This window comes from Mycobacterium cajalii (assembly GCF_045809005.2).
Lineage (GTDB): Bacteria > Actinomycetota > Actinomycetes > Mycobacteriales > Mycobacteriaceae > Mycobacterium.
This window is the reverse complement of the sequence record NZ_CM141436.1, coordinates 1,177,847-1,203,081: the sequence shown is the minus strand read 5'-3', so window position 1 is coordinate 1,203,081 and position 25,235 is coordinate 1,177,847. Positions and strand designations below refer to the sequence as shown.

Below are 25,235 nucleotides of genomic sequence, written 5' to 3'. Positions count from 1 at the left end.
CAGCACCTCGAGCAGCCGATAACGCCCGAAGACTTCGCCTTCCACCTCGTCCACCGCAACCTCCTATGAGCGCAACGAAGTGGTGCCTGGATGCTACATCGCCGCGAGCGCGCGCAAAATGCCATATTTTGCGGCGTGTCGGTGTGCAGACACGCGCGCTCGCGCCGCGACGTGGGGCCGTCACACTTCGGCGGCCGATCTCGTCTGAGGGGTATGACACAGAAGACCCGCATCGAGCCCCTGCCCCCCGAGCGCGCCGGACTGCTGACCCGCGCCATGTACCGCTACGCCAGACGGCGATTCGGCCAGGTTCCCGAACCGTTCGCCGTCGCCGCGCAGCACCGCGGAATGCTGGTCGCCGGGGCGGTGCACGAGACGCTGGTGCAGCGGGCGTCGCAGGTGCTGCCCGCCGGCGTGCGCGAGCTGGCGGTGTTCTGGACGGCGCGTGCGGTCGGCTGCTCCTGGTGCGTGGACTTCGGGTCCATGCTGCAGCGCCTGGACGGGCTGGACATCACCCGGCTCACCGAGATCGACTCGTATGCAACGTCTTGCGCCTTCACCGACGATGAGCGCGCCGCCATCGCCTACGCCGACGCGATCACCACCGACCCGCACACCGTCACCGACGAGCAGGTCGCCGACCTGCGGGCCCGGTTCGGCGACGCCGGCGTGATCGAGCTGACCTATCAGATCGGGCTGGAGAACATGCGGGCGCGGATGAACACCGCTCTGGGCATCACCGAGCAGGGCTTCAATTCCGGTGACGCCTGCCGCATTCCGTGGGCCGGGCAGCCCGGCGAACCCGCAGCGGGGAGCCGGTGAACTTCTCGGGGTTGGCGACATCCCACAGGGCGCAAACCTTTCCGTCGCGCACCGTCATCGCCAGGATGCGCGGCGACAGCTCCCGGTGGCCGTCACCGCCGGGGCCGCCCGCCGTGTAGACGCCCAGTTCGCCGTTGACCAGCGCCAGTTGGCTGGACGAGAAGAACGCCGGGCCGTAGCGGCGGGCCAGACCGAAGACGAAGCGGGACACCTTGTCCGCGCCGACGATGACCTGAACCGCCGTGGGCGCCTTGCCATCCGAGTCGCCGGTGAAGATGACGCCGGGATGCAGCAGCGCCACCACCGCGTCCAGGTCGCCGGCGGCCATGGCGGCCATCAGCCGCCCGACCACGTCGTCGTGCGAGGGGTCGGGGTGCGGCGGCGGCGCCGTGCTGACGGCCTTGCGGGCCCGCGACGCCAGTTGCCGGGCCGCGGGCTCGGTGGTCCCCAGCACCCCGGCCACCTCGGCGAAGGGCACCGCGAATCCGTCGTGCAACACGAACGCGACCCGCTGGCCCGGTGACAGCCGCTCCAGCACGACCATCGCGGCGTACCGGGCGTCCTCGCCGGCGACCACCGCCGACAGCGGGTCGGCCCCGTCGAGGCCGGTGACCACCGGTTCGGGCAGCCAGTTTCCGACGTAGCTCTCGCGGCGATGCGCGGCCGAGCGCAGCCTGTCCAGCCCGAGCCGGCTGACCACGGTCGTCAGCCAGGCCCGCAGGTCGGCGATCGCGGTGTCGTTTGCGTTCCAGCGCAGCCAGGCTTCCTGGACGATGTCCTCGGCGTCGGCGACGGTCCCCGTGAGCCGGTAGGCGACGGCCATGAGATGGGGCCGCAACGCCTCGAACTGCGCGACCCCCTGCACTGAGGTCATGGCCCGAGCGTAGCGCTACTCTCGGGCACCATGACCGATCACCTCTGGTTGCATTTCGCCCGCCACGGCGCGGGCATCACGCATCCGATCATCACCCGCGGCGAGGGCGTCACCATCTTCGACGACCGCGGCAAGAGCTACCTGGACGCGTTGTCCGGGCTGTTCGTGGTGCAGGTCGGCCACGGACGTGCCGAGCTCGCCGAGACCGCCGCCCGGCAGGCGCAGACGCTGGCGTTCTTCCCGCTCTGGGGATACGCGCACCCGGCCGCGATAGAGCTCGCCGAGCGCCTCGCGCACCACGCGCCCGGCGACCTGAACCGCGTGTTCTTCACCACCGGCGGCAGCGAGGCCGTCGAAACCGCGTGGAAACTGGCCAAGCAGTACTTCAAGCTCACCGGCAAACCCGGCAAGCACAAGGTCATTTCGCGCTCGATCGCCTACCACGGCACCACGCAGGGCGCGCTGGCGATCACCGGGCTGCCGTCCTACAAGGCTCCGTTCGAGCCGGTGACGCCGGGCGGGTTCCGCGTGCCCAACACGAACTTCTACCGCGCACCCGATCCATTTGCCAACGACCCCAAGGACTTCGGGCGCTGGGCTGCCGACCGGATCGCCGAGGCGATCGAGTTCGAGGGGCCCGACACCGTGGCCGCGGTGTTCCTCGAGCCGGTGCAGAACGCGGGCGGCGCGATCCCGCCTCCCCCGGGTTATTTCGAACGGGTGCGCGAGATCTGCGACGAATACGACGTGCTGCTGGTGTCCGACGAGGTGATCTGCGCGTTCGGCCGGATCGGGTCGATGTTCGCCTGTGACGACTTCGGCTACGTCCCCGACATGATCACCTGCGCCAAGGGCATGGCGTCGGGCTACTCCCCGATCGGCGCGATGATCGCCGGCGACCGCCTGTTCGAGCCGTTCGACGACGGCGCCACGGTCTTCCCGCACGGCTACACCTTCGGCGGCCACCCGGTGTCGGCGGCCGTGGCGCTGGCCAACCTGGACATCTTCGAGCGTGAGGGGCTCAACGACCGGGTCAGGCATCACGCGCCGGCCTTCCGCGCGACGCTGGAGAAGCTGTACGACCTGCCCATCGTCGGCGACGTGCGCGGCGAGGGCTACTTCTACGGCATCGAGCTGGTCAAGGACAAGGCGACGAAGGAGACCTTCACCGCCGCCGAGTGCGAGCGGCTGCTGCACGGCTACCTGTCGCCGGCGCTGTTCGAGGCCGGCCTGTACTGCCGCGCCGACGACCGCGGCGACCCGGTGATCCAGTTGGCGCCGCCGCTGATCAGCGGTCAGGCCGAGTTCGACGCCATCGAGTCCATCCTGCGCGACGTGCTCACCGAGGCGTGGAAGCGGCTGTAGGCGCGTCTCATCGCGAGAGTGCAACCAGCGACGCATCGCGCGAGTAGACACGTCGACGGTTGCACTTTCGCGGCGGTGGCGAGTAACTTCCGCCCCACTAGTCACAGCGCGGCTCCCGGGGATCGGCCGCCCGATCGCCTAGTCTGCACACCGATGACCTTCTTACGATCCGCGTCGTGCCTGGCAGCGGCGGTCTTCATGATGGCCGCCCCGGCCGCGTTGGGCGCGCCCGCGGCGAGCGCCGAGCCGGTGCCCAACGCCGGGCCCACCGACTGCCCGTACCGGGTGTCCACCCCGCCCGCGGTGGACTCGTCGGAAGTCCCCCAGGCGGGCGACCCGCCGATGCCGCTGGCGGTGCCCCCGAAGCCGGTCGGCGGCGAGGCCCTCGGCAGCTGCGGCGTCATCGTCGCGCCCGACACGCCGCTGCTGCCCACCGACGTCTCGGCCGACGCCTGGCTGGTGGCCGACCTGGACAGCGGCGCGGTCATCGCCGCCAAGGACCCGCACGCCCGGCACCGCCCGGCCAGCGTCATCAAGGTGCTGGTCGCGATGGCGTCCATCAACGCGCTCAACGAGAACAAGGTGGTTCCCGGCACCGCGGAGGACGCGGCCGTCGAGGGCACCAAGGTCGGGGTCGCCGAGGGCGGGATGTACACCGTCAACCAGCTGCTGCACGGGCTGCTGATGCACTCCGGCAACGACGCCGCGTACGCGCTGGCCATGCAGCTCGGCGGGATGCAGCAGGCGCTGGAGAAGATCAACGTGCTCGCCGCCAAGCTCGGTGGCCGCGACACCCGGGTGGCGACGCCGTCCGGGCTGGACGGCCCGGGGATGAGCACCTCGGCCTACGACATCGGCCTGTTCTACCGCTACGCCTGGGGTAACCCCGTGTTCGCCGACATCGTCGCCACCAAGACCTTCGACTTCCCCGGCCACGGCGACCACCCCGGCTACGAGCTGGAGAACGACAACAAGCTGCTCTACAACTATCCCGGCGCGCTGGGCGGCAAGACCGGTTACACCGATGACGCCGGCCAGACCTTCGTCGGTGCGGCCAACCGCGACGGGCGACGGCTGGTGGCGGTGCTGCTGCACGGGACCCGGCAGCCGATCGCGCCGTGGGAGCAGGCCGCGCATCTGCTCGACTACGGGTTCGCCACCCCGCCGGGCACGCAGGTCGGGTCGCTGGTCGCGCCCGACCCCTCGCTGGCGCCCGCCAAGCCGGAGGGTGCCGCCGGACACGCCGGCGCCGCGCAGGCCGCCGGGCTCCTCCCGTCGGCGGACGCGGTGCCGGTGCGGGTGGGCGTCGGCGTCATCGGGGCGATCGTCGTTTTCGGGCTGATCATGGCGGCGCGGTCGATGAACCGCCGGCCGCAGCATCGTTGAGCACCCGGCCCGGGGGCCGGCTGGTCGGGTTGACCGCCGCCAGCGTCGGCGTCGTCTACGGCTACGACCTGTCCATCATCGCCGGCGTGCAGCTGTTCGTCACCGGCGACTTCGGGCTCACGACGCGGCAACAGGAGCTGCTGACGACGATGGCGGTGCTCGGCCAGATCGCCGGGGCACTGGGTGCCGGCGTGCTGGCCAACGCGTTCGGGCGCAAGAGGTCGGTGGTGTCGCTGCTGGTGGCCTACGCGGCGTTCGCGGTGCTGGGTGCCCTGTCGGTGTCGTTGCCGATGCTGTTGACGGCCCGGTTCCTGCTGGGGCTGACCGTCGGCGTCTCGATCGTGGTGGTGCCGGTCTACGTCGCGGAGTCGGCTCCGGCGGCGGTGCGCGGGTCGCTGCTGACCGTCTACCAGCTGGCCACCGTCAGCGGGCTCATCGTCGGCTACGTCACCGCCTACCTGTTGGCCGGCGCCCACGCCTGGCGCTGGATGCTGGGCCTGGCCGCCGTGCCCGCAGCGCTGTTGCTGCCGTTGCTGATCCGCATGCCCGACACCGCCCGGTGGTACGTGATGAAGGGCCGCACCGCCGACGCGCGCGCGGCGCTGCTGCGGGTGGAACCCGCCGCGGACGTCGAGGGCGAACTCGCCGAGATCGGCCGCGCGGTCGGCGAAGGCTCGGCGGGCCGCGGGGGCATGGCCGAGATGCTGCGCCCGCCGTACCTGCGGGCCACCCTGTTCGTGGTCGCGCTCGGCTTCCTGATCCAGATCACCGGCATCAACGCGATCGTCTATTACAGCCCGCGCATATTCGAGGCGATCGGGTTCACCGGGGACTTCGCGCTGCTGGGGTTGCCGGCGCTGGTTCAGGTCGCCGGACTGGCGGCCGTGTTCACCGCGATGCTGCTCGTCGACCGGCTGGGGCGGCGCCCGATCCTGTTGTGCGGCATCGCGACGATGATCGCCGCCGACGTCGTCCTGATGGCCGTGTTCGGGCGGGGCGTGGGCGGCGCGGTCCTCGGGTTCGCGGGCGTGCTGCTGTTCATCGTGGGGTTCACGCTCGGCTTCGGGTCGCTGGGCTGGGTGTATGCCAGCGAGAGCTTCCCGACCCGGCTGCGGTCCATCGGGTCGAGCACGATGCTGACCTCGAACCTGGTGGCCAACGCGATCGTCGCCGCGGTCTTCCTGAGCATGCTGCACACCCTCGGCGGCGCCGGGACTTTCGCGGTGTTCGCGGTTCTCGCGGTGGTGGCGTTCGGCGTCGTCTACCGCTACGCGCCGGAGACCAGGGGCCGCGAACTCGAGGACATCCGGCATTTCTGGGAGAACGGCGGGCGCTGGGACAAACCATGTCCCTGATCGGCGCCGGCACCCTGATGCTCGACGGGCAGGTCCGCCGGCCCGGATGGCTGGAAACCTCCGGCGGCCGGATTCTGGGGTGCGGCGCCGGCGCGCCGCCCCGTCCGCCCGACACCGACCTCCCCGATTCGGTTGTGGTGCCCGGGTTTGTCGACATGCACGTGCACGGCGGGGGCGGGGCCTCCTACCCCGACGCCGTCGCCGACGCCGCGGCCTTCCACCTGCGGCACGGCACCACCACGACGATGGCCAGCCTGGTCACCGCCGCGCCGGCGGAGCTGATCGCCGGGGTCCGCGCGCTCGCCGCAGCGGCCCGGCGCGGCACCGTCGCGGGCATCCACCTCGAGGGGCCGTGGCTGAGCGCGGCACGCTGCGGCGCGCACGACCGCACCCTGATGCGCGACCCGGAGCCCGCCGAGATCGACGCCGTGCTCGACGCCGGCGGCGGCGCGATCAAGATGGTGACGCTGGCGCCCGAGCGGCCCGGCTGCGACGAGGCGATCCGGCGCTTTCTCGACGCGGGAGTCGTTGTGGCGGTGGGTCATTCGGATGCCACCTACGAGCAGACCAAACGCGCCATCGGCCTGGGCGCCACCGTCGGCACGCACCTGTTCAACGCGATGCCGCCGCTACATCACCGCGAGCCCGGGCCGGCGCTGGCCCTGCTGGCGGACCCGGGCGTGACCGTCGAGCTCATCGCCGACGGCGTCCACCTGCACCCGGCCGTCGTGGACGCGGTGATCCGCGCCGCGGGACCCGAGCGGGTCGCCGTCGTGACCGACGCCGTCGCCGCGGCCGGCTGCGACGACGGCACGTTCCGGCTCGGGGCGGTGCCGGTCGAGGTGGTCGCCGGCGTCGCGCGGGTCCGCGGGACGGACACGATCGCGGGCAGCACCGCGACGATGGACCGGCTCTTCCGCGCGGTGGCGGGGCGCTCCGGTCTGGCCGAGGCGGTGCAGGTGACCGCGGCGACACCGGCGCGGGCCCTGGGCCTGCAGCGGGTCGGCAGCCTGCGGGCCGGCTACGACGCCAACCTGGTTGTGCTGGATCGGGATTGGCGGGTCAGCGCCGTCATGGCCCGCGGCGACTGGCGGGTTGCCCCGCGGGGCTAGCGGTGCCGCCGCGTCAGCCGGGAAAAAGCCAGCGCACCAACGGCTCCCATCGCCGCCGCGGTCACCGCCTGGCGCGCGCTGAGCCCCTCGTTCCCCCGCACCCGCGGGGTGATGATCGCCGGTGCGGGCGGCTCCACGCGCCGGGCCCGGGGGTCCGTCGACGCCGTCGCCGCCCACGCGGTGCAGAACAGGACGAGATAGGCCGTGATGTAGGCGAACACCATCAGGCCCAGCACCGGGCCGAAGGCGGCGCCGGCCGGGCTGCGCACCACCTTCTGCAGATAGATCGAGCCCACCTGCTTGAACAACTCGAACCCGACGGCGGCCATCAGCCCGGCCCGCATCGAGTCGACGAAGCTGACCTTCTCCCGCGGCAGCCGGGCGATCATCCAGGTCAGCAGCAGCCACGACACCAGCACCGACACCGCGATCGACACGGCCTGAAAGATCCAGTCGAACACGAAGAATTGCGGTACGCCGAGCCATTTCAGCGTCGCGGCCATCGGCGCCGCGTGACCGAGCACCGACAGGCCCATGGTGGCCACCGTCATGAGGAACGTCCCCAGCATCGCCACCAGGTCGGACAGTTTGGTGCGCACGAAACCCGGTGAGTCGAAACGCTGCTCCCACCACATCTCGGTCAGCGCCTGCCGCAGGTGCGACATCCAGCTCAGCCCGGCCCAGGACGCCGTGGCCAGCCCGATCACACCGACCGACGTGCGCGCGTGGATCGCCGAGTGCATCAGGTCGACCAGCTGCCGGCCCAGCTCGCCGGTCACCGTGGAGGTGATGCGGTGCTCGATGAGGGCCGCCAGCTGCGGACGCAGTGACAACGTGAACCCGACCACCGCGAAACCGACCATCAGCAAAGGGAATAGCGCAAGGATCGTGTAGTACGTCAGGCCCGCCGCGAAGAAGCCGCCGTTGCGGTCGCTGTAGCGCTGGTAGGCGCGCATCGCGTGGTCGAACGATCCGTAGCGGGTCCGCAGCCGATCGAGGAGCCCAGGCCTGCCCGGTTCGCCCATAGGAAACGCGCTACCTCCGTTGCGGAAGGAACCCCAGCCGATCGTAGACCCGCTGGACCGTTTTGCCCGCCACATCCTCGGCGCGCTGCGCCCCGGCCGCCAGCACGGTCTCCAGTTCGCTGAGATCGGCCAGCAATTCGTCGACGCGGGCCTTGATCGGGCCGACGAACTCGACGACCGCCTCGGCGGTGTCCTTCTTCAGGTCGCCGTAGCCCCGGCCCGCATAGCCGTCGACCAGTTTGTCGACGCCGACCCCGGTGACCGCCGACTGGATGGTCAGCAGGTTGGACACGCCCGCCTTGGCCTCGGGGTCGAACCGGATCTCGCGCTCGCTGTCGGTCACCGCGGAGCGGATCTTCTTTGCGGACTTGGCCGGATCGTCGAGCAGGTTGATCAACCCGGCGTCGGTGGCCGCCGACTTGCTCATCTTCGACGTGGGGTCCTGTAGGTCGTAGATCTTGGCGGTGGCCTTGGGGATGAGCACGTCGGGAACCACGAAGGTGTCGGGGAAGCGGGCGTTGAACCGCTGCGCGACGTCGCGCGCCAGTTCGAGGTGCTGGCGCTGGTCCTCGCCCACCGGGACGAGATCGCTGTCGTAGGCGAGCACGTCGGCGGCCTGCAACACCGGGTAGGTGAACAGGCCCACGGTGGTCGAGTCGCTGCCCTGGCGCGCCGACTTGTCCTTGAACTGCGTCATGCGCGATGCCTGCCCGAAACCGGTGAAGCAGCCCAGCACCCACGCCAACTGGGTGTGGGCGGGCACGTGGCTCTGCACGAACACGGTGCTGCGGCCGGGGTCGATGCCCAGTGCGAGGTACTGGGCGGCGGTGACCAGTGTCCGGCGGCGCAGCGCCTCGGGATCCTGTGTGACGGTGATGGCGTGCAGGTCCACCACGCAGAAGAACGCCTCGTGGTCGTCCTGCAACGCGACCCATTGCGCGACGGCGCCCAGCGCGTTGCCGAGGTGAAGCGAGTCGGACGTGGGCTGCACGCCGGAGAAGATGCGTCTGGATCCGGTAGCTGTGGTCATGATGTCTGCGATCTTTTCATGCGCCGCCGCCGTCCCCTCAGCCACCGGCGGCGCCTCGCGGACGCTCGCTTGCGGTACCGGCGGTACCGGCTTTATGGTTCGGGCTATGGGGAGTCGTCAACCGATCCGTCTGGGTTCCGGGGAGCCGGTCGTGCTGTTGCACCCGTTCCTGTTGTCGCAGGCGGTCTGGGAGGACGTGGCCCGGCGGCTGGCCGACACCGGCCGCTACGAGGTGTTCGCGCCGACGATGGCCGGCCACAACGGCGGCCCGGCGGCGGGCACCTGGTTCTTGTCCTCGGCGGTGCTGGCCGATCACGTCGAGCGACAGATGGACGAGCTGGGCTGGCAGGACGCCCACATCGTCGGCAACTCGCTGGGCGGCTGGGTCGCCTTCGAGCTGGAGCGGCGCGGGCGGGCACGCACCGTCACCGGCATCGCCCCGGCCGGCGGCTGGACGCGGTGGAGCCCGCACAAGTTCGAGGTGATCGCCAAGTTCGTCCTGGGCATCCCGCTGTTGGTGCTGGCCTGGCTGTTCGGGCCACGCGTGATGCGCCTGCCGTTCAGCCGCCGACTGGCCACCTACGCGATCAGCGCATCACCCGACGGGGTCAGCGACGAACAACTGCTCGGCTGCATCGACGACGTCGCCCACTGCCCGGCCTACTTCCAGCTGCTCGTCAAGTCCGTGCTGCTGCACGGCCTGCGTGAGCTCGCGGAGAATGCCGTGCCGGCGCACCTGGTGATCTGCGAGAAGGACAGGGTGGTGCCCGCGCCCAGGTTCAGCCGGCATTTCACCACCCACCTGCCCGACGACCACAAGGTCACCAGGCTCGACGGTGTCGGACACATCCCCATGTTCGAGGCGCCCGACCGCGTCGCCGGGGTGATCACCGGCTTCCTCGACTCGTGCGCCGCGGCGGCGCGGGGCGCCGCGAAGCCGCCGGCCGGTTAGCGGGAGCCGGCCGCCAGTTCCTTTTCCAGGTTCTCGGCGATCGAGTTGAGGAACTCCTCGCTCTGCTGCCACTCCTGGTCGGGACCGATGAGGATGGCCAGGTCCTTGGTCATCTTGCCGCCCTCGACCGTGGCGATGACGACGTCCTCGACCGTCTGCGCGAACTCGCACACCTCCGGCGTGCCGTCCAGCTTGCCGCGGTGCTGCAGCCCGCGCGTCCAGGCGAAGATCGACGCGATCGGGTTCGTGGAGGTCGGCTTTCCGGCCTGGTACTGGCGGAAGTGCCGGGTCACGGTGCCGTGGGCCGCTTCGGCCTCCACCGTCTTGCCGTCGGCGGTCATCAGCACCGAGGTCATCAGCCCCAGCGACCCGTAGCCCTGCGCGACGGTGTCGGACTGCACGTCGCCGTCGTAGTTCTTGCAGGCCCAGACGTAGCCGCCCTCCCACTTGAGGCACGCCGCGACCATGTCGTCGATGAGCCGGTGCTCGTAGGTGAGCCCCTCGGCCTCGAACTTGTCCTTGAACTCGGTTTCGTAGATGTGCTGGAACTCGTCTTTGAACATGCCGTCGTAGGCCTTGAGGATGGTGTTCTTGGTGGACAGGTACACCGGCCACTTGGCGTTCAGGCCGTAGGCGAACGAGGCGCGCGCGAAGTCCTGGATGGACTGCCTGAAGTTGTACATCCCCATCACGACACCGCCGTCCTCAGGGATGGTCACCACCTCGTGCACCATCGGCTCGCTGCCGTCGGACGGGGTGAACGTCAGCGTCACGGTGCCGGGCTTGTCGACCTTGAAGTTGGTCGCCCGGTACTGGTCCCCGAACGCGTGGCGGCCGATCACGATCGGCTTGGTCCAGCCCGGAACCAGCCGGGGCACGTTCGAGATCACGATCGGCTCACGGAAGATGGTGCCGCCCAGGATGTTCCGGATGGTCCCGTTCGGCGAGAGCCACATCTTCTTGAGGTTGAATTCCTGGACGCGGGCCTCGTCGGGGGTGATGGTCGCGCACTTGACACCCACCCCGTGCTTCTTGATCGCGTAGGCGGCGTCGATGGTGACCTGGTCGTCGGTGCGGTCCCGGTGCTCGATGCCCAGGTCGTAGTACTCCAGGTTGATGTCTAGGTGCGGCAGGATCAGCATGTCCTTGATGAGCTTCCAGATAACGCGGGTCATCTCGTCGCCATCGAGTTCTACTACCGGGCCTTTGACCTTGATCTTGGCGTCCTTGGACATCTGTGTCCACATCCTCCAGCAACTGGGAAGCTTGGGCGAGCGGTCGCTCGTCAGGCCAGACTACTAAAGGTCGTCGACGGCCCCAGGGCCGGTGAACGGCCACGGCCCCGCAAGTCTTGGCCGAGAGTTGGCACGGACTCGGTGTTATGCGATAAGCTTCATCTCGGTCATGAGCGCCAGCGCTAAGCCCCGGCTTGCTGGCCGGCAACCCTCCAACCGCGGTGGGGTGCCCCGGGTGAAAGACCAGGTCTAGTAGCCACAGGCTGCGCGGCAAGCGCGGGTCCGCCATAACGGGCCCCTGACTGGAGGGGAAAACGTGATGTGCATCATCTACCCGGCTCTCTCGGATCGGCTTATGTGTCGACTCGTGTGTCGTTGTTAACCGGCCGCCGCGCCGGTTGACGTCACCGGTGGTGACGTTCCGCGCGGCTGCCCCCGATACCCGAATCGTCCATGCCAGCAGAAAGCGAACATCCGTGGGCACCGAAAACAGTACGTCTGCCAACGACGAAACCGATCCGACCGCGCAGTGGTCCTTCGACACCAAGCAGATCCACGCCGGCCAGCACCCGGACCCGACCACCCACGCCCGCGCCCTGCCGATCTACCAGACCACGTCCTACACCTTCGACGACACCGCGCATGCCGCCGCGCTGTTCGGCCTCGAGGTGCCGGGCAACATCTACACCCGGCTGGGCAACCCGACCACCGACGTCGTCGAGCAGCGCATCGCCGCGCTGGAAGGCGGGGTGGCGGCGCTGTTCCTGAGCTCGGGACAGGCCGCTGAGACATTCGCCATATTGAACGTCGCGTGTGCCGGAGATCACATCGTCGCCAGTCCGCGGCTCTACGGCGGCACGTACAACCTGCTGCACTACTCGCTGGCCAAGCTCGGCATCGAGGTCACCTTCGTCGCGGACCCCGACGACCTGGACTCCTGGCAGGCCGCGGCCAAGCCGAACACGAAGGCGTTCTTCGGCGAGACCATCTCCAACCCCAAGATCGACGTGCTGGACATCCCCGGCGTCGCCGGGGTCGCCCACGCCAACGGGGTGCCGCTGATCGTCGACAACACCGTCGCCACGCCCTACCTGATCCAGCCGTTCACGCACGGCGCCGACATCGTGGTGCACTCGGCCACCAAGTACCTGGGCGGGCACGGCGCCGCGATCGCCGGCGTCATCGTCGACGGCGGCACGTTCGACTGGACGCAGGGCCGCTTCCCCGGATTCACCACGCCCGACCCGAGCTACCACGGCGTGGTGTACGCCGAGCTGGGGCCGCCGGCGTTCGCGCTCAAGGCGCGCGTGCAGCTGCTGCGCGACCTCGGGTCGGCCGCCTCGCCGTTCAACGCGTTCCTGGTCGCCCAGGGCATCGAGACGCTGAGCCTGCGCATGGAGCGCCACGTCGCCAACGCGCAGCGCGTCGCCGAGTTCCTGGCCGGCCACGACGGCGTGCTGTCGGTCAACTACGCGGGCCTGCCCGACTCGCCGTGGCACGAGCGCGCAAAGAAGCTGGCGCCCAAGGGCACCGGGGCCGTCCTCTCGTTCGAGCTGGCCGGCGGGATCGAGGCCGGCAAGGCGTTCGTCAACGCGCTCAAGCTGCACAGCCACGTCGCCAACATCGGCGACGTGCGCTCGCTGGTGATCCACCCGGCGTCGACCACCCATGCCCAGCTGAGCCCGGCGGAGCAGCTTTCCACCGGCGTCAGCCCTGGGCTGGTGCGGCTGGCCGTCGGCATCGAGGGCATCGACGACATCCTGGACGACCTCGAGCTCGGTTTCGCCGCGGCCCGAAAATTCGGTGGGCCGGGGCGATCGGATCAGTCCACTGGCGACCCGCACGCGGTGGCGGCCTTCTGAGGCGGATCTGACATGACGATCTCGGAGTTCCCCACCCAGACGCTGCCCACCGAGGGCGAGATCGGCTTCGTCCACATCGGCGCGCTGACCACCGAAGGCGGTGCGGTGATCGACGACGTCTGCATCGCCGTCCAGCGCTGGGGCGAGCTGTCGCCCACGCGCGACAACGTGGTGGTGGTGCTGCACGCGCTCACCGGCGACTCCCACGTCAGCGGGCCGGCGGGACCCGGGCATCCCACGCCCGGCTGGTGGGACGGCGTGATCGGGCCGGGCGCACCGATCGACACCAACCGCTGGTGCGCGGTGGCCACCAACGTGCTGGGCGGTTGCCGCGGCTCCACCGGGCCCAGCTCGCGGGCCCGGAACGGCAAGCCCTGGGGCTCGAGGTTTCCGCTGATCACCGTGCGCGACCAGGTGGAGGCCGACATCTCCGCGCTGGCCGCGCTGGGCATCAACGAGGTCGCCGCGGTCGTCGGTGGATCCATGGGCGGCGCAAGGGCTTTGGAGTGGATGGTCGGTCACCCCGACCGGGTCCGGGCCGGGCTGCTGCTGGCGGTCGGCGCGCGCGCCACCGCCGACCAGATCGGCACCCAGACCACTCAGATCGCGGCCATCAAGGCCGACCCCAACTGGCAGGGCGGCGACTACCACGACAGCGGACGCAAGCCGGAGGACGGGCTGACGATCGCCCGCCGCTTCGCGCACCTGACCTACCGCGGCGAGGTGGAACTCGACACCCGGTTCGCCAACGACCGTCAGGGCGACGAGGATCCGGCGCACGGTGGCCGCTACGCGGTGCAGAGTTACCTCGAGCATCAGGGCAACAAGCTGTTGTCCCGCTTCGACGCCGGCAGCTACGTGATCTTGACCGAGGCGCTGAACAGCCACGACGTCGGTCGTGGCCGCGGCGGCGTGCGCCAGGCCCTGCGCAGGTGCCCGGTTCCGGCCGTGGTCGGCGGCATCACCTCCGACCGGCTCTACCCGCTGCGCCTGCAGGAGGAGCTGGCCGACCTGCTGCCGGGCTGCTCCGGCCTGCACGTGGTCGACTCCAGATGCGGGCACGACGGCTTCCTGGTGGAGTCCGAGGCGGTCGGCGAGTTGATCCGCAAGACCCTCGTCCTGGCTTCCCAATCAGGACGGGCCGAAGGCGCGTGTCGGCGGTGACCCGGCCGAGACAGGAACGTTCCCTGTCGTTCGGCTCGGCGGCCGCCGCCTACGAGCGTGGCCGCCCGTCCTACCCACCGGAGGCGATCGACTGGCTGCTGCCGGCCGGCGCGCACCAGGTGCTCGATCTGGGCGCGGGCACGGGCAAGCTGACCACCAGGCTGGTCGAGCGCGGCCTGGACGTGGTGGCCGTCGATCCGATCCCCGACATGCTCGAGGTGCTGCGCGACACGCTGCCGCAGACCCGGGCCCTGCTGGGCACCGCGGAAGAGATTCCGTTGCCCGACAACAGTGTTGACGCCGTGCTGGTCGCCCAGGCCTGGCATTGGGTGGATCCGGCGCGAGCGCTTCCGGAGGTGGCCCGCGTGCTGCGCCCCGGCGGGCGGCTGGGCCTGGTGTGGAACACCCGCGACGAGCGGCTCGGCTGGGTGCACGAGCTCGGCGAGATCATCGGCAGCGACGACGACGGCGGCCGGCTCGACGTGACGCTGCCCGCACCGTTCACCGACCTGGAGCGCCACCGCGTGGAGTGGACGAATTACCTTACGCCGCAAGCGCTGATCGATCTGGTGGCGTCACGCAGCTACTGCATCACCTCACCGGCCGAGGTCCGCACCAGAACACTCGAAGGGGTGCGCGAGCTGCTGGCCACCCATCCGGCCCTGGCGAATTCGACGGGACTGGCGCTGCCCTACGTCACCGTGTGCATCCGGGCGACGCTGGCGGCCTGACGGCGCGATCAGCTTTCGTCCTCGTCGTCTTCGTCTGTGCGCAGGAGTTTTTCGGGGTGCCAGTAGGTGTTGGTGCGGGGTTGGCCGCGCTCGAGGTGTGAGGGTGGGATCCATTCGCCGCGCCGTCGCCGACAAACTATCTGCGGCCTATAGCCGTCGCGTGCGGGTGACCCAGAGGGCGGATAACTTGCCCGACTATAGCGGGTTTGTCTGCGGCGCAACGGTTTTCATTTAGCCCGCTGCTCGCCCTTGGGCTATAGTTAACCCCGACCCCCGGCGTTGAGCAGGCCCCGCAGGAGCCGGGAGGCACCACAACGTCGGCCCCCGATGGGCGCGGCGGGCGGTACGCGCAGCTTCAGCCGGGCATCGGTAGATGTCCACGCACGCGAATCCCGAGGGTGGCGCAGGGCAACCCGGCTCGGGGGAGTGTGCGGAACCGACCGATCACATCGGAGTTCCGCACCATGCCCAGCACAACCACGGCGAAGAAACCGAAGACCCTGCCGAACTTGCGGCCCGCGCCATTCCTTACCTCGGGGCAGCTCAGCCTCGAAACAGGCATCCCGCAGTCGCGCATCCAGGAGTTGGTGGGCGAGGGCCTGCCCGCCTACCAACTCGACCAGCGGCGGTACGTCTACGACCGGGACGAGGCCGTCGCCTGGCTCCTCGACCACGGGCACCTGCTCGACCCGTACCGGGCCGCAATCAAGCGGCTGGTCGACGAGGCCCCGCCGCTGACCGCCGAGCAGGCCGAACGCATCAAGGCCGTGCTTCGCGGTTGCCCGCAGCACCCCAGCGGCCCGTACTGACCGTGGTCGGGGTCGACCCGTCCGACAGCGGCAGCGGCGATAGCTGCGGGATCGTCGCCGCCAGCATGACCGCCGAGGGCGTCGTCGCCGTCATCGCCGACCAGTCGGCCCCGATGACCTCGGACGCCTGGGCGCGGGCGGCGGTCGAGCTGGCGGTCGACGTGGGCGCGTCGGAGATCGCCGTCGAGGCGTTCGCCGCCCGCGAGACGTACACCCGCGTCGTCAAGGAAGCCTTGAGCCGCTACAAGATCGACCGCCCGATCCGGGTGACCGCCTGGCCGCCGAAGGGCTCGGGCCGGGGCGGCGGCGACAGCGTTGCGCGCAGCTCGGCCCTGCTGCAGGGCCTCGAAACGGGCACCGTCAGGCTCGCCGGGTACCTGCCCGACTTCGAGGCGGCGGCGGTGACGTGGCAGGCCGGGCAGCACCAGCCCGACAGCCTGGCCGCCCTCGTCGTGGCGCATGACGTGCTCGTCCACGCCGCCGGTCAGTCAATGACCTTCGGTGTGCCGCAGGGGTCGTTGGGCCGCTCGCTGACCGGCCGCGCGGCGGTCACTTCCATGGAGGGCTGGCTGCGGCAGCGGATCGGGTGACCCCCGCTGAACCGGGGCCTGACATACCCGCCTTTGTCGGTGCGCAGGGGCATACTCGCACCCATGACTGACACGTGGACAAATCGCGACCTGCCCGTACTGAAGGCTGTCGTAGAGCTGTTCGAGGAGACCGGCCGCGGTCCCCGCGTGACCGAGGTTGCCAGGAGAGTCGGCTTCGATCAGGACACCGTCGAGCGTGCGCTCCGCGCCCTGTACACCGAACCGTACTTCGAGGAACCTCTGGGTAGCGCCCAGAAGCAATTCATCATTGTCGGCGCTCCTACGAGCGCAGCGCTGCGGATCGCCGGACAATGGCCCACCCCCGAGGGGCAATTGGATCGGCTGATCGCCGCGTTCGAGGCCGTTGCCGCTGACAACACGCGCCCCGACGAGGAGCGAAGCCGCGCTGAGAAGATCGGGCTCTGGCTGACCGGCGCGCTGTCCCAGGTAGCCATCGGTGCGCTTGGCGGAGCGGGCGGCAACATCATCTCGGGCTAGAACCCGTCTTGTCGGTGCCTCGACGCATACTGGCGGGCATGATCACACCCGACGAACTCGCCGCCGGTCTCCGGGCGGCGGTCCAGATATGCGATGAGAATTATGGCGGGGCTGGCTACGAGGCCGTTGCCGCGAGAATCGGCGTCGACCCGGAGTTGGTGCTGCGCGAGCTGCTACCCGCCGTTGCCGAGTACTTCGACCAGACCCTGCCGGGTGACGACGGGATCGCCGCAGTCCACGGCCCTACAGCCGCTGCGCGCCGATTCGTCGGCCCGTAGCACCTAGCTGACCGTCACATCGCTTCCCAATCGTCCTCGTCCTGGTAGTAGTCCACCCGTCGGCGTCCCCAAGAGCCACTTCGAGTTCTTCGTCGTCCATCGACGCGAACTTCTCGATCTGGTGGGCAATGCCCCGGTTGATTCGCGTTACTGCCTTCTTGATGTCACACGGCGCCGAGACACGGCACTGAGTGCAACGGCCCCTCCTGTCTTCGAGCATGTGGTCGATCGTCAAATCAGTCAGCGCCCGCATACAGCGATTGCAGGCATCGCGCAGCTGTCTGAGTGTCCGCTCAGGCGCCACCTCGGGTACGGGCTGATCTGCTGCGTCACCGGAGTCGGCGACCGCAACGTGCTCGACCAGCTCGTTGTCGAGCCGGTTCATCGTCCGCTTAGTTTGGCAGGGGGCTTCCTCATGGCAGCGTTTGCATCGCCCGTTGGGATCGGCGACGTGGCCCTTTGCAAACTCGACCAGCACCTTTCGCCACTTCGCAAGTTTGTCCGAAATTCGGCTGATCTCCGCTTCGTAGTCGATGGGCGACTTGGGCGGATGCACGAACTGCTTAGTCACCGTCGGCTGCTCCCGGATCCGCCGCATCATCTGATCGTTCTGCTTCGCCGCGCTTATATACCGCAGCAGGGCCTTCTCGTCGTTGGCCGATAGCAGCGTGCCCCAGTCCTTGGCCCTGACCTTGGCCTTGGATCGGGCGGTGAAGTACTGGTTCCGGTTGAGCCCGTAGTGCTTGCAGAAGTCAAGGACGGAGCGGCGTAGCGGCGGTTCATCGGGCAAGGTTCGACCTCCTGGGTGCATCGCCGCGACCAGACCGGATCGACCCCGAATGTGACCGATCCCTACTACGCGGGGTCGTTCACCCTCTAGGCTGTCGGTGGTATTCGCCAATACACGTTCGAGCCCTGTCGGAGTCCGCTCCGGCGGGGCCTCGGCGTCTCTGGCGGCAGTTCGTATGAAGCTGCCGCTCCTGATGGTAAGTCGCGGTACCGACAAACCCAGCGGATCTCTTGTGGATAACTCAGTCCCGGTCACCTTTGCCGACGTTGCAGTCGGCGCAGAGCGTACGCAAGTTGTCGATCCGGGTCTTGCCGCCTCGGGAGAACGCGATCGTGTGGTCGACATGTAGCTGGCAACCGAGGTCTGTTGCTGGTGAGCGTCCGCACAGCACGCAACGAAACCTGTCTCGCCGCAGGACTTGGTAGCGCAGACCAATCGAGATTTGCCGCTGGTCCTCCTGCCGGGGCACCGCTCGGATCGGCCCCGACTTCGTGCTTGCTTCTGTCTTCTGGTCAATGGCGATGTCGGTGTTGACCCGCTCAACGAATGCCACTTTGGCCCGGCCCCAGGTACCGAACTTGCGCTCGTACGCCCCGCTTGTGATGCGTGATGGGGCTCGGTCCATCTCCCTGTACCGAGGCGGGCGACCGTAGTGGGTCCAGACTGCGAGTAGGTTCTCGAAATAGTCGGCGTCCGACCACCGGCGACCCATGTTCGACAATGTGAGCCCCGCCGCCTCGACGGCAGCCTTCCATGTGCCAAAGCGGCTGACGACTACCCGTGGGGACAGTAGCGGCGACCGCTTGAGATCTTTGAACCTGACTACGGTGGTGCTGTTCTCGGCGGCGAGGCGCTTCAACTCACAGATGATGTCCTCCTCCGTGAGGCTCTTACCGACTTGCTGCCGCATCTTGGCGCTGACGAGCTTGCCGCCGTACAGTTCGCCACGACCAATGACGTCAAGGGCTTCTTTCCATCCGCCGAATCGGCGAACGAGGGTGCTGGAACTGACACGGGAATATCGGTCGAAGGTATTCCGACTGAGCCGTTCGCCGCTGCACAAATCCGCGACCCGACGAAGCTCAGCGACCAGACTGTCGTGGTCATATGAGATCAGCCGGTCAAGCTCAAATCGAGGGACGATCTGAGACGGGTCAGGCACTGAAGTCACGGCGGGCTCTCCGATCATGAGCGGGCGGGAGAGATCATCCACAGGATCGTAGTGACCTCGGCAGACGATTCCGCTTCCATCACCGCTTCCAGGTGATATCGACGGTGGCCGGGTCGATAACCTCGCGGCCCTCCCGGTTCCGCTTCAACCGGCCCCTGGGTTGTCGCCGCAGCCGCACGGTGCATAGCGCGTCGATGACCACCCGTTGCGCCATCAGGGACGCCTCGCGGAACGCCTGGGTCGGGTCGGGTGCCGCCACCACCGCCCCCAGCGCCGCGCCGCCACGGAGGGTGGCGAGCTGCGCGTCGAGCGTGGTCAGCTCGGCCTGCACCTTCTGTTTGGCCGAGCGCCAGCGGGGGCCGTCGATGATGCCGTCGTCGTACTCGTTGTCGATCTTGACCAGCCGCGCCCGCAGCGTCTTCGCCTTGTCGGTGATCGGCTTGGTGTGGGCCTCGTCGGGGGCGAGCAGCTTCTCGAAGTCCTTGGCCGCCAACCGCTCGGCAATCACGTCGAGCACGAACGCATCGACATGGCGGTGTTCGCGGGTGAGGTGGCCCGCGCAGAAGTACTTGCCGCCGTTGACGGTCTGCACCGGCCGGTCGCACTCTTCGCCGGAGTCCAGTCGGGCGGCGCACAGGTACAGGCCCGACCCGAGGTAGCGGCGGTCGGTGCCGACGCGGTTGCTCTTGCGGGCCGGGTCAGCGAGCCGGGCCGCGATGACGTCGAACACCTCCTCGGAGACCAGCTGCTTCCACTGCCCCCGAACCCGGTTGCCGTCGTTGTCGGTTGCGATCTCGCCGCGATACACCGCCCATCCGGCGTAGCGGGGGTTGGTCAGGATGTCGCGCACCGTGCGGGTGTTCCACGGCCTGCCGCTGCGGGTGGGCACCTTCGTGTCGTCGAGCAGCCGCACCAGCGAGCGCAGTGACTCCCCGGCGTAGAACCGCGTGAAGATGTCGGTGACGATCTTGGCCTCGGAGCGCACGATCTTGCCGATGGTGGAGTAGCCCAGCGGTCGGGGGCCGTGCGGCACCTTTCCGGCCAGGGCATGCCGCTGCAGCGCGGCGACGTGGCGCTCGGACTTGATGGCGACCTCCATCTCGGCGACGCTGCCGAGCACGTCGATGATCATGCGCCCGGAGGCCGTCGTCGGGTCCATGTCAGAACCCTGCACCAGGGCGATGATGACGCCGTGCTCGCGGCACGCCTCGACCAGCAGCAGCCGCTCGCGGGCGTTGCGGGCGATGCGGTCCATGTGCCGGGCCACGATGGCGTCGATCTCGCCGCGCTGAACGGCGGCCAGCATCGCGTAGAACTCGGGGCGGTGTTTCTTGCCGGTGCCGGTGATCGAGTTGTCGACGTAGACCCCGACCAGCGTACAGCAGCGCTGGTCGATCAGGTCGCGGGCGGCGTCCTCCTGCTGGCTGACGCTGCTGGCCTCGCCGTTGCGGTCCATGCTGACGCGGGCGTAGATCGCAGCCCGGCGTGAATCCTCTTGGACCCGTGGGCGTTTCGCTTTGCTGCTGGCGGCGTTGCGGAGGTCGGAGCGGCGGCGGCGGTTGCGGTCACGCGCTAACTACTTCGACCTGAAAAAGTCGGTGGGTTGATCCGCGGGTTGGCGGTGCTGAGCTGGAAAGATGGCCTCAAAGCCCTTATTGCGGAAGGGATTGAGGCCATCGTGTTTCGTACTGTAGGTGATCAGCCGTCGTTGTGGGAGTCGTTACTGCCGGAGGAGGTGCGGCGACTTCCCGAGGAGTTGGCGCGGGTGGATGCGCTGTTGGACGATCCGACGTTCTTCACACCGTTTATGCCGTACTTCGACCTGCGGATCGGTCGGCCGTCGACGCCGATGGAGACCTATCTGCGGTTGATGTTCTTGAAGTTTCGCTATCGGCTGGGCTACGAAAGCCTGTGCCGGGAGGTCTCGGACTCGATCACGTGGCGGATGTTCTGCCGGATCCCGCTGGAGGTGGCGGTCCCGCATCCGACGACGCTGATGAAGCTGACCACACGCTGCGGGTCGGCGGCGGTGGACGGGCTCAACGAAGCCCTGTTGGCCAAGGCGGCCGAGGCGAAGGTGCTGCGCACCAACCGAGTACGGGCCGACACGACGGTGGTTCCGGCGAACGTGGCTTATCCCACCGACTCGGGGCTTTTAGCCAAGGCGATACGGCGGATCGCAACAACCAGCAAGCGGATCCAGGCCGCCGGCGGTGCGGTACGCACCCGGGTGCGGGATCGCTCCCGCGCGGCGGGTAAGCGCGCTCACGCGGTCGCGGCCAAGCTGCGCTCTCGCACCGCACTGGGCCGCGACGAGGCCACCGCCGCGGTGCTCAGGAGCACCGGTGAGCTGGCCGGGTTGGCGCAGACCGCCGTGCGGGACGCCGAGCGACTGCTGGTCAACGCCAAGCGGGCGGTGCGCCGAGCCGAAGCCAAAGCCGCCGCGCTGCGTGCTCAAGGTGGGCGCGACGCAGTGGCCGGCCGGCGGCGGGGCCGGCTCGTGCGCGCGGTCAACGACCTGCAGAAACTGCTGGCCGCGACCCGGCAGATCGCCGCGCAGACCAGCCAACGGGTTTCCGGACAGACCCCCGAGGGCGCCACCCGGCGGGTCAGCCTGCACGACGACGATGCCCGCCCGATCGCCAAGGGCCGCCTCGGGCGACCGGTCGAGTTCGGCTACAAGGCCCAGGTCACCGACAACGACGACGGCGTCGTGCTCGACCACACCGTCGACATGGGCAACCCGCCCGACGCCCCCCAGTTGGCACCGGCGATCGCGCGGGTCACCACCCGCACCGGGCGCACACCACGCACCGTCACCGCAGACCGCGGCTACGGCGAGAAACGCGTCGAAGACGCCCTGCACGACCTCGGTGTGCGCACCGTCGTGATACCCCGCAAGGGCAAACCCTCCCAAGCCCGGCGCGAAGAAGAACACCGACCCGCGTTTCGGCGAACCATCAAGTGGCGCACTGGCTGTGAAGGCCGTATCAGCACCCTCAAACGCGGCTACGGCTGGGATCGAACCCGCATCGACAACACCGAGGGCGCCCGGATCTGGGCCGGACATGGAATCCTGACCCACAACCTGGTCAAGATCAGCGCCCTCGCCGCGTAATCGACACCGCCGAAGCAAACATACATACGCCAAATTGGGCACAGCCCGCACACCCGCTCACCACACGCGGGGGTTTTTCAGGTCGAAGTAACTATAGCGTTTGTCGGCAGTGTTTCTTATCGGTGTCGCCGTTGCTGTTTTTGCGGGTGGTCCAGCCTTTTTCGGTGATGGGGTGGTGGCCGCCGCAGCCGAAGGTGAGGTCGTCGATGCCGGTGGTGCCGGATTTCGCGTAGGGGATGACGTGGTGGACTTCGCAGTAGTAGCCGCCCACGGTGCAGCCCGGGGCGCTGCAGCCGCGGTCCTTGGCGTACAACACGATTCGCTGCGCGGGTGAGGCCAACCGCTTCGTGTGGTAGAGGGCCAGGGCCTTGCCCTTGTCGAAGATCGCCAGGTAATGATGGGAGTGGCGGGCCAGGCGGATGACATCGCTCATCGGCAAGATGGTGCCCCCGCCGGTGAGAGCTTGTCCGGCGGCGGCTTCGAGTTCGGCCAGGGTGGTGGTGGCGATGATGGCGGCGGGCAGCCCGTTGTGCTTACCCAACTCCCCGGAGGCCAGCATCGCGCGCAGCGCGGCGAGCAGGCCGTCGTGTTGGCGTTGGGCGGGGCCGCGGGCATCTTTGTCGATGGCGTCCTGGGTGGGGGTGCCGTCCACGCGGGGCTGCTCGTCGAGGTTGTTGCACATGCCCGGCGCGGCGAGTTTGGCCCACGCCGCTTCGAGGGTGGCGCGCAGTTCGGGGGTGATCCAGCCGCTCAGGTGCGACATTTTGTCGGGGCCCTGGGCGCCCAGGATCAGCCCACGCCGGCGTGCCCGGTCGGCGTCGGTGTAGTTGCCGTCGGGGTTGAGGGCGTTGTCGAGTCGCTCGGCCAGTGTGCCGAGTTGTTCGGGGCGGATGTGGGTGCCGTGGCGGGCCAGGTCGGCTTCGGCGCGGTCGCGGGTGGGTTGGTCGACCCAGCCGGGCAGCTGGTGGCAGAAGTGGCGGATCACGGTGACGTGTTCGCAACCGAGCGTGCCCTGGCGCTGACGCAAAGCGGTCTCGGCCAGCACCGGGGGTAGGGGTTCCCCCGTCAGCCCGTGGCGGGGGCCCAGATCGGCGGCTTCGCGCACCCGCCGGTTGGCTGCAGCGCGCGAGATCAGGGTGGCCTCGGCGATGGCGTGGGAGAGTTTGCCGCCCAACTCCTCCGGGGTGGCTTGGTGGGCCAGGGTGTTGATCACCGCATGCTCGAGGGCGGGCAGGCGCCGGCGCACCTTTTCCACCCGGCCCAGCCAGGCCAGTAACTCCGGGGTGGTCAACGCATCGCAGTCGAACCCCAGCAGCGTGTCCAGGTCGGCGTCGAGCGCGTCGAACGCCGCACCCAACTCCTCCCGATCAACACTCACACCCCGAAACTATGCGCACCCACCGACAAGAAACCCCGGAATGTGACCACAGAAACCAAAGTGACGCAAGTTTTTTGGTGTCAGAAGGTCAACCCCGACAACATGACCCGATTCGGGTCGTACTTCTGCCGCACGGTGGACAGCTGCGACAGGTTGGAACCGAAGTAGCGCGACGCCGGGGTGTTGGCCTCCAGGTAGTTGACGTAGCCGCCGACCGAATACGGTTGCACCGCTTGGTGTGCGGCGGCCAGCCATTTCGTCGCGGCCGGCACCTGGTTGGCGCCGGGTTCGGCGTACCACTGCAGCACCGCGGACTGCTTGCGCCACGGGAAGGCCGTATCGCCCGGCGCCAGGTCGCCGGCCGCGCCCCCCAGGGGGTCGATGAGCACGGAGGCCTTCCCGGCCGCCGCGGGCCACTGGCCGATGGCGGTGGCAATCGCATGTGCCGCGGCGGCGTTCACCGTCGAGATCACGTCCGATCCGGCGACGAACCCGCGGGGCGACGACGCCGAGCTGCCGCCGGCGAGATACGTCGCCAGGTCCAGGTGTGTCATCGTCGTGTTCTGCGCGCCACTGGGTTGCACGCCGACCGCGGACTTGATCGCGTTCGCCACCGAGGCCGCGGTGCCCGCGGGGCAGGTGGCCAGGATCTGGCAGTTCGTCTGCGACGACCCGATGGCGAGATCGACACGGCCCCAGGTGTTCCGGTCGGCGGCAGCCAGCCAGGACTGCCAGCCGGACAGCACCTGCACCGCCGACGACGACGGAAAGTCGAGTCGCACCACGTCGGTGGAGTCGGCGGCGAACGTCGCGAACGTCATCGCCGTCGTCACGCCGAAGTTGCCGCCGCCGCCCCCGCGCAGCGCCCAGAACAGATCGGGGTGGTCGCTCGCCGAGGCGGTGACCACGTCGCCGCTCGGCAGCACGACCGTGGCCGACTGCAGGGTGTCGCACGTGAGGCCGGCGCGCCGCGTGTCCGCACCGATGCCGCCGCCGAGCGCGGACCCCCCGATGCCGACCGTCGGACAGGTGCCGACCGGGACCGCCCGGCCGGCGCCGGCGCAAGCCTGCTGCAAGGCGGCCAGATTGGTCGCCGGGGTCACCGTCACGTTGCCGCCGTTCAGCTGCGCCCCGCCGGGAAGGCCCCGCAGGTCGAGCACCATCGCATTGCCGGCGGTCGAGGCACCGATATAGGAATGCCCGCCGGCCCGCGGGGCGATCTGGAGCCTGTTGGCCGTCGCGAAGGCGGCCGCCCGCTGCACGTCCGCCTGCGACGACACCGCAACCACCGCGGCCGGGTTCGAATTGCTGTAGAACGAATTGAAAACCTGCTTGGCTGTCGCGAATTGAGCACCGTTGCCCGGCAGCAGCACCTTGCCGCCGATGGAGGCCGCCAGGCCGCCCCACCCGCCGGCCGGGTCCGCAGCCGCCCGCGCGGTGCCGAACGCCGCCCCCGTCGCCAACATCCCGACGGCACCGCGTAGGAACGCCTGGCGCGAGATCGCATGGTCCAACGGACGGCTTCGATTCGTCGTCATGGGCCGGATTCTGGAACATCTGCAGCGGGAAAACTCCGCGCCGCGGCGCGTGTCGGATCACAGTGTGGCGTCGATGTGTCCGCCGCCCGCCGCCCACGAGCCCGCGGATCGTAGCCCGCTAACCGATGCCGCGGGCGGGGGGCGCGCGCGAA

At 69.1% G+C, this 25,235-nt stretch carries 22 protein-coding genes, 2 pseudogenes and 1 riboswitch; of the genes and pseudogenes, 14 read left to right on the top strand and 10 right to left on the bottom strand.

The genetic code is table 11. The annotated features are described in order from the left end of the window. Window positions 1–213 precede the first annotated feature (213 nt). Window positions 214–822 (top strand): carboxymuconolactone decarboxylase family protein, encoded by a 609-nt coding sequence (locus tag ACJ512_RS05795; RefSeq protein WP_407685835.1) that lies wholly within the window; start codon window positions 214–216, stop codon window positions 820–822. Here the strand turns inward: ACJ512_RS05795 and ACJ512_RS05790 are convergent. Beyond that, entirely contained in the window at window positions 752–1,696 is a 945-nt protein-coding gene (locus ACJ512_RS05790; RefSeq protein ID WP_407685836.1) for a sigma-70 family RNA polymerase sigma factor, read from the bottom strand. The two genes, ACJ512_RS05795 and ACJ512_RS05790, sit on opposite strands and share 71 nt — an antisense overlap. 30 nt (window positions 1,697–1,726) lie before the next feature. Here ACJ512_RS05790 and ACJ512_RS05785 point away from each other — a divergent pair, with 30 nt between their 5' ends. From ACJ512_RS05785 to nagA, 4 genes are all read left to right on the top strand, one after another. Then, window positions 1,727–3,061: an aspartate aminotransferase family protein gene (locus ACJ512_RS05785; protein ID WP_407685837.1), complete on the top strand. Its 1,335-nt coding sequence runs from the start codon at window positions 1,727–1,729 to the stop codon at window positions 3,059–3,061. A 153-nt stretch (window positions 3,062–3,214) separates the two neighbouring features. After that, complete coding sequence (gene dacB1 / locus ACJ512_RS05780) at window positions 3,215–4,447, top strand: D-alanyl-D-alanine carboxypeptidase DacB1 (RefSeq protein ID WP_407685838.1); 1,233 nt, start codon at window positions 3,215–3,217, stop codon at window positions 4,445–4,447. Next, on the top strand, window positions 4,444–5,802 hold the full coding sequence (locus ACJ512_RS05775) for a sugar porter family MFS transporter (RefSeq protein WP_407685839.1): 1,359 nt from the start codon (window positions 4,444–4,446) through the stop codon (window positions 5,800–5,802). Before dacB1 ends, ACJ512_RS05775 begins: the two co-directional genes overlap by 4 nt. After that, window positions 5,793–6,914 carry an N-acetylglucosamine-6-phosphate deacetylase gene (nagA, locus tag ACJ512_RS05770; protein ID WP_407685840.1) on the top strand — a complete coding sequence of 374 codons (1,122 nt, stop codon included), beginning with the start codon at window positions 5,793–5,795 and terminating at the stop codon, window positions 6,912–6,914. Before ACJ512_RS05775 ends, nagA begins: the two co-directional genes overlap by 10 nt. Here nagA and yhjD read toward each other — a convergent pair. Together yhjD and trpS are read right to left on the bottom strand one after the other, a co-directional pair. Continuing rightward, window positions 6,911–7,939 carry an inner membrane protein YhjD gene (gene yhjD, locus ACJ512_RS05765; RefSeq protein WP_407685841.1) on the bottom strand — a complete coding sequence of 343 codons (1,029 nt, stop codon included), beginning with the start codon at window positions 7,937–7,939 and terminating at the stop codon, window positions 6,911–6,913. The two genes, nagA and yhjD, sit on opposite strands and share 4 nt — an antisense overlap. Before the next feature lie 10 nt (window positions 7,940–7,949). Further along, window positions 7,950–8,969, bottom strand: coding sequence for a tryptophan--tRNA ligase (gene trpS, locus ACJ512_RS05760; RefSeq protein WP_407685842.1), 1,020 nt, complete (start codon window positions 8,967–8,969; stop codon window positions 7,950–7,952). A gap of 106 nt (window positions 8,970–9,075) precedes the next feature. Between trpS and ACJ512_RS05755 the strand changes: the two genes are divergently transcribed. Beyond that, a complete protein-coding gene (locus ACJ512_RS05755) occupies window positions 9,076–9,921 on the top strand; it encodes an alpha/beta fold hydrolase (protein WP_407685843.1) in 846 nt (281 codons plus the stop codon). On the opposite strand, the gene ACJ512_RS05750 is transcribed toward ACJ512_RS05755, so the two are convergent. After that, complete coding sequence (locus ACJ512_RS05750; protein ID WP_407685844.1) at window positions 9,918–11,156, bottom strand: NADP-dependent isocitrate dehydrogenase; 1,239 nt, start codon at window positions 11,154–11,156, stop codon at window positions 9,918–9,920. The two genes, ACJ512_RS05755 and ACJ512_RS05750, sit on opposite strands and share 4 nt — an antisense overlap. Before the next feature lie 165 nt (window positions 11,157–11,321). Next, window positions 11,322–11,439, top strand: a riboswitch (SAM riboswitch). A gap of 193 nt (window positions 11,440–11,632) precedes the next feature. Here ACJ512_RS05750 and ACJ512_RS05745 point away from each other — a divergent pair. The 3 genes from ACJ512_RS05745 to ACJ512_RS05735 are packed head-to-tail and all read left to right on the top strand — an operon-like array spanning window position 11,633 to window position 14,913. Beyond that, on the top strand, window positions 11,633–13,018 hold the full coding sequence (locus ACJ512_RS05745) for a bifunctional o-acetylhomoserine/o-acetylserine sulfhydrylase (RefSeq protein ID WP_407685845.1): 1,386 nt from the start codon (window positions 11,633–11,635) through the stop codon (window positions 13,016–13,018). A gap of 12 nt (window positions 13,019–13,030) precedes the next feature. Further along, on the top strand, window positions 13,031–14,182 hold the full coding sequence (gene metX / locus ACJ512_RS05740; RefSeq protein WP_407685846.1) for a homoserine O-acetyltransferase MetX: 1,152 nt from the start codon (window positions 13,031–13,033) through the stop codon (window positions 14,180–14,182). Further along, window positions 14,179–14,913 carry a class I SAM-dependent methyltransferase gene (locus ACJ512_RS05735; RefSeq protein ID WP_407685847.1) on the top strand — a complete coding sequence of 245 codons (735 nt, stop codon included), beginning with the start codon at window positions 14,179–14,181 and terminating at the stop codon, window positions 14,911–14,913. Before metX ends, ACJ512_RS05735 begins: the two co-directional genes overlap by 4 nt. An 8-nt stretch (window positions 14,914–14,921) precedes the next feature. On the opposite strand, the pseudogene ACJ512_RS05730 reads toward ACJ512_RS05735, so the two are convergent. Then, window positions 14,922–15,029: pseudogene (locus ACJ512_RS05730) on the bottom strand (HNH endonuclease signature motif containing protein); the annotation flags it as partial. A 348-nt stretch (window positions 15,030–15,377) separates the two neighbouring features. Between ACJ512_RS05730 and ACJ512_RS05725 the strand changes: the two are divergent. The 4 genes and pseudogenes from ACJ512_RS05725 to ACJ512_RS05710 all read left to right on the top strand — a co-directional run bounded on the left by ACJ512_RS05725 (window position 15,378) and on the right by ACJ512_RS05710 (window position 17,088). Continuing rightward, window positions 15,378–15,722 (top strand): hypothetical protein, encoded by a 345-nt coding sequence (locus ACJ512_RS05725; RefSeq protein WP_407685857.1) that lies wholly within the window; start codon window positions 15,378–15,380, stop codon window positions 15,720–15,722. Continuing rightward, window positions 15,689–16,312, top strand: a pseudogene (locus ACJ512_RS05720) (phage terminase large subunit family protein); the annotation flags it as partial. The gene ACJ512_RS05725 and the pseudogene ACJ512_RS05720, both read left to right, overlap by 34 nt. Window positions 16,313–16,375: 63 nt before the next feature. Then, window positions 16,376–16,810: a LexA family transcriptional regulator gene (locus ACJ512_RS05715; protein WP_407685848.1), complete on the top strand. Its 435-nt coding sequence runs from the start codon at window positions 16,376–16,378 to the stop codon at window positions 16,808–16,810. A gap of 38 nt (window positions 16,811–16,848) precedes the next feature. Continuing rightward, window positions 16,849–17,088 carry a hypothetical protein gene (locus ACJ512_RS05710; protein ID WP_407685849.1) on the top strand — a complete coding sequence of 80 codons (240 nt, stop codon included), beginning with the start codon at window positions 16,849–16,851 and terminating at the stop codon, window positions 17,086–17,088. Here ACJ512_RS05710 and ACJ512_RS05705 read toward each other — a convergent pair. The 3 genes from ACJ512_RS05705 to ACJ512_RS05695 form a co-directional block, all read right to left on the bottom strand. Next, window positions 17,054–17,878, bottom strand: a complete 825-nt coding sequence (locus tag ACJ512_RS05705; protein ID WP_407685850.1) for a hypothetical protein — start codon at window positions 17,876–17,878, stop codon at window positions 17,054–17,056. The two genes, ACJ512_RS05710 and ACJ512_RS05705, sit on opposite strands and share 35 nt — an antisense overlap. 241 nt (window positions 17,879–18,119) lie before the next feature. Beyond that, window positions 18,120–19,091, bottom strand: coding sequence for a homing endonuclease associated repeat-containing protein (locus ACJ512_RS05700; RefSeq protein ID WP_407685851.1), 972 nt, complete (start codon window positions 19,089–19,091; stop codon window positions 18,120–18,122). Window positions 19,092–19,128: 37 nt separating this feature from the next. Beyond that, window positions 19,129–20,523 (bottom strand): recombinase family protein, encoded by a 1,395-nt coding sequence (locus ACJ512_RS05695; RefSeq protein ID WP_407685856.1) that lies wholly within the window; start codon window positions 20,521–20,523, stop codon window positions 19,129–19,131. Window positions 20,524–20,727: 204 nt separating this feature from the next. Between ACJ512_RS05695 and ACJ512_RS05690 the strand changes: the two genes are divergently transcribed. Then, complete coding sequence (locus ACJ512_RS05690; protein WP_407685852.1) at window positions 20,728–22,167, top strand: ISNCY family transposase; 1,440 nt, start codon at window positions 20,728–20,730, stop codon at window positions 22,165–22,167. Window positions 22,168–22,258: 91 nt separating this feature from the next. Here ACJ512_RS05690 and ACJ512_RS05685 read toward each other — a convergent pair whose 3' ends face one another. Together ACJ512_RS05685 and ACJ512_RS05680 are read right to left on the bottom strand one after the other, a co-directional pair. Then, entirely contained in the window at window positions 22,259–23,545 is a 1,287-nt protein-coding gene (locus ACJ512_RS05685; protein WP_461479990.1) for an HNH endonuclease signature motif containing protein, read from the bottom strand. Window positions 23,546–23,625: 80 nt separating this feature from the next. Then, window positions 23,626–25,059 (bottom strand): FAD-dependent oxidoreductase, encoded by a 1,434-nt coding sequence (locus tag ACJ512_RS05680; protein ID WP_407689624.1) that lies wholly within the window; start codon window positions 25,057–25,059, stop codon window positions 23,626–23,628. Window positions 25,060–25,235: the final 176 nt, after the last annotated feature.

What these genes read in the sequence shown, in the direction of transcription:
- ACJ512_RS05795 (WP_407685835.1), top strand. Translation starts at nt 214, where the DNA reads ATGACACAGAAGACCCGCATCGAGCCCCTGCCCCCCGAGCGCGCCGGA.
- ACJ512_RS05790 (WP_407685836.1), bottom strand. Translation starts at nt 1,696, where the DNA reads ATGACCTCAGTGCAGGGGGTCGCGCAGTTCGAGGCGTTGCGGCCCCAT.
- ACJ512_RS05785 (WP_407685837.1), top strand. Translation starts at nt 1,727, where the DNA reads ATGACCGATCACCTCTGGTTGCATTTCGCCCGCCACGGCGCGGGCATC.
- dacB1 (WP_407685838.1), top strand. Translation starts at nt 3,215, where the DNA reads ATGACCTTCTTACGATCCGCGTCGTGCCTGGCAGCGGCGGTCTTCATG.
- nagA (WP_407685840.1), top strand. Translation starts at nt 5,793, where the DNA reads ATGTCCCTGATCGGCGCCGGCACCCTGATGCTCGACGGGCAGGTCCGC.
- yhjD (WP_407685841.1), bottom strand. Translation starts at nt 7,939, where the DNA reads ATGGGCGAACCGGGCAGGCCTGGGCTCCTCGATCGGCTGCGGACCCGC.
- trpS (WP_407685842.1), bottom strand. Translation starts at nt 8,969, where the DNA reads ATGACCACAGCTACCGGATCCAGACGCATCTTCTCCGGCGTGCAGCCC.
- ACJ512_RS05755 (WP_407685843.1), top strand. Translation starts at nt 9,076, where the DNA reads ATGGGGAGTCGTCAACCGATCCGTCTGGGTTCCGGGGAGCCGGTCGTG.
- ACJ512_RS05750 (WP_407685844.1), bottom strand. Translation starts at nt 11,156, where the DNA reads ATGTCCAAGGACGCCAAGATCAAGGTCAAAGGCCCGGTAGTAGAACTC.
- metX (WP_407685846.1), top strand. Translation starts at nt 13,031, where the DNA reads ATGACGATCTCGGAGTTCCCCACCCAGACGCTGCCCACCGAGGGCGAG.
- ACJ512_RS05725 (WP_407685857.1), top strand. Translation starts at nt 15,378, where the DNA reads ATGCCCAGCACAACCACGGCGAAGAAACCGAAGACCCTGCCGAACTTG.
- ACJ512_RS05715 (WP_407685848.1), top strand. Translation starts at nt 16,376, where the DNA reads ATGACTGACACGTGGACAAATCGCGACCTGCCCGTACTGAAGGCTGTC.
- ACJ512_RS05710 (WP_407685849.1), top strand. Translation starts at nt 16,849, where the DNA reads ATGATCACACCCGACGAACTCGCCGCCGGTCTCCGGGCGGCGGTCCAG.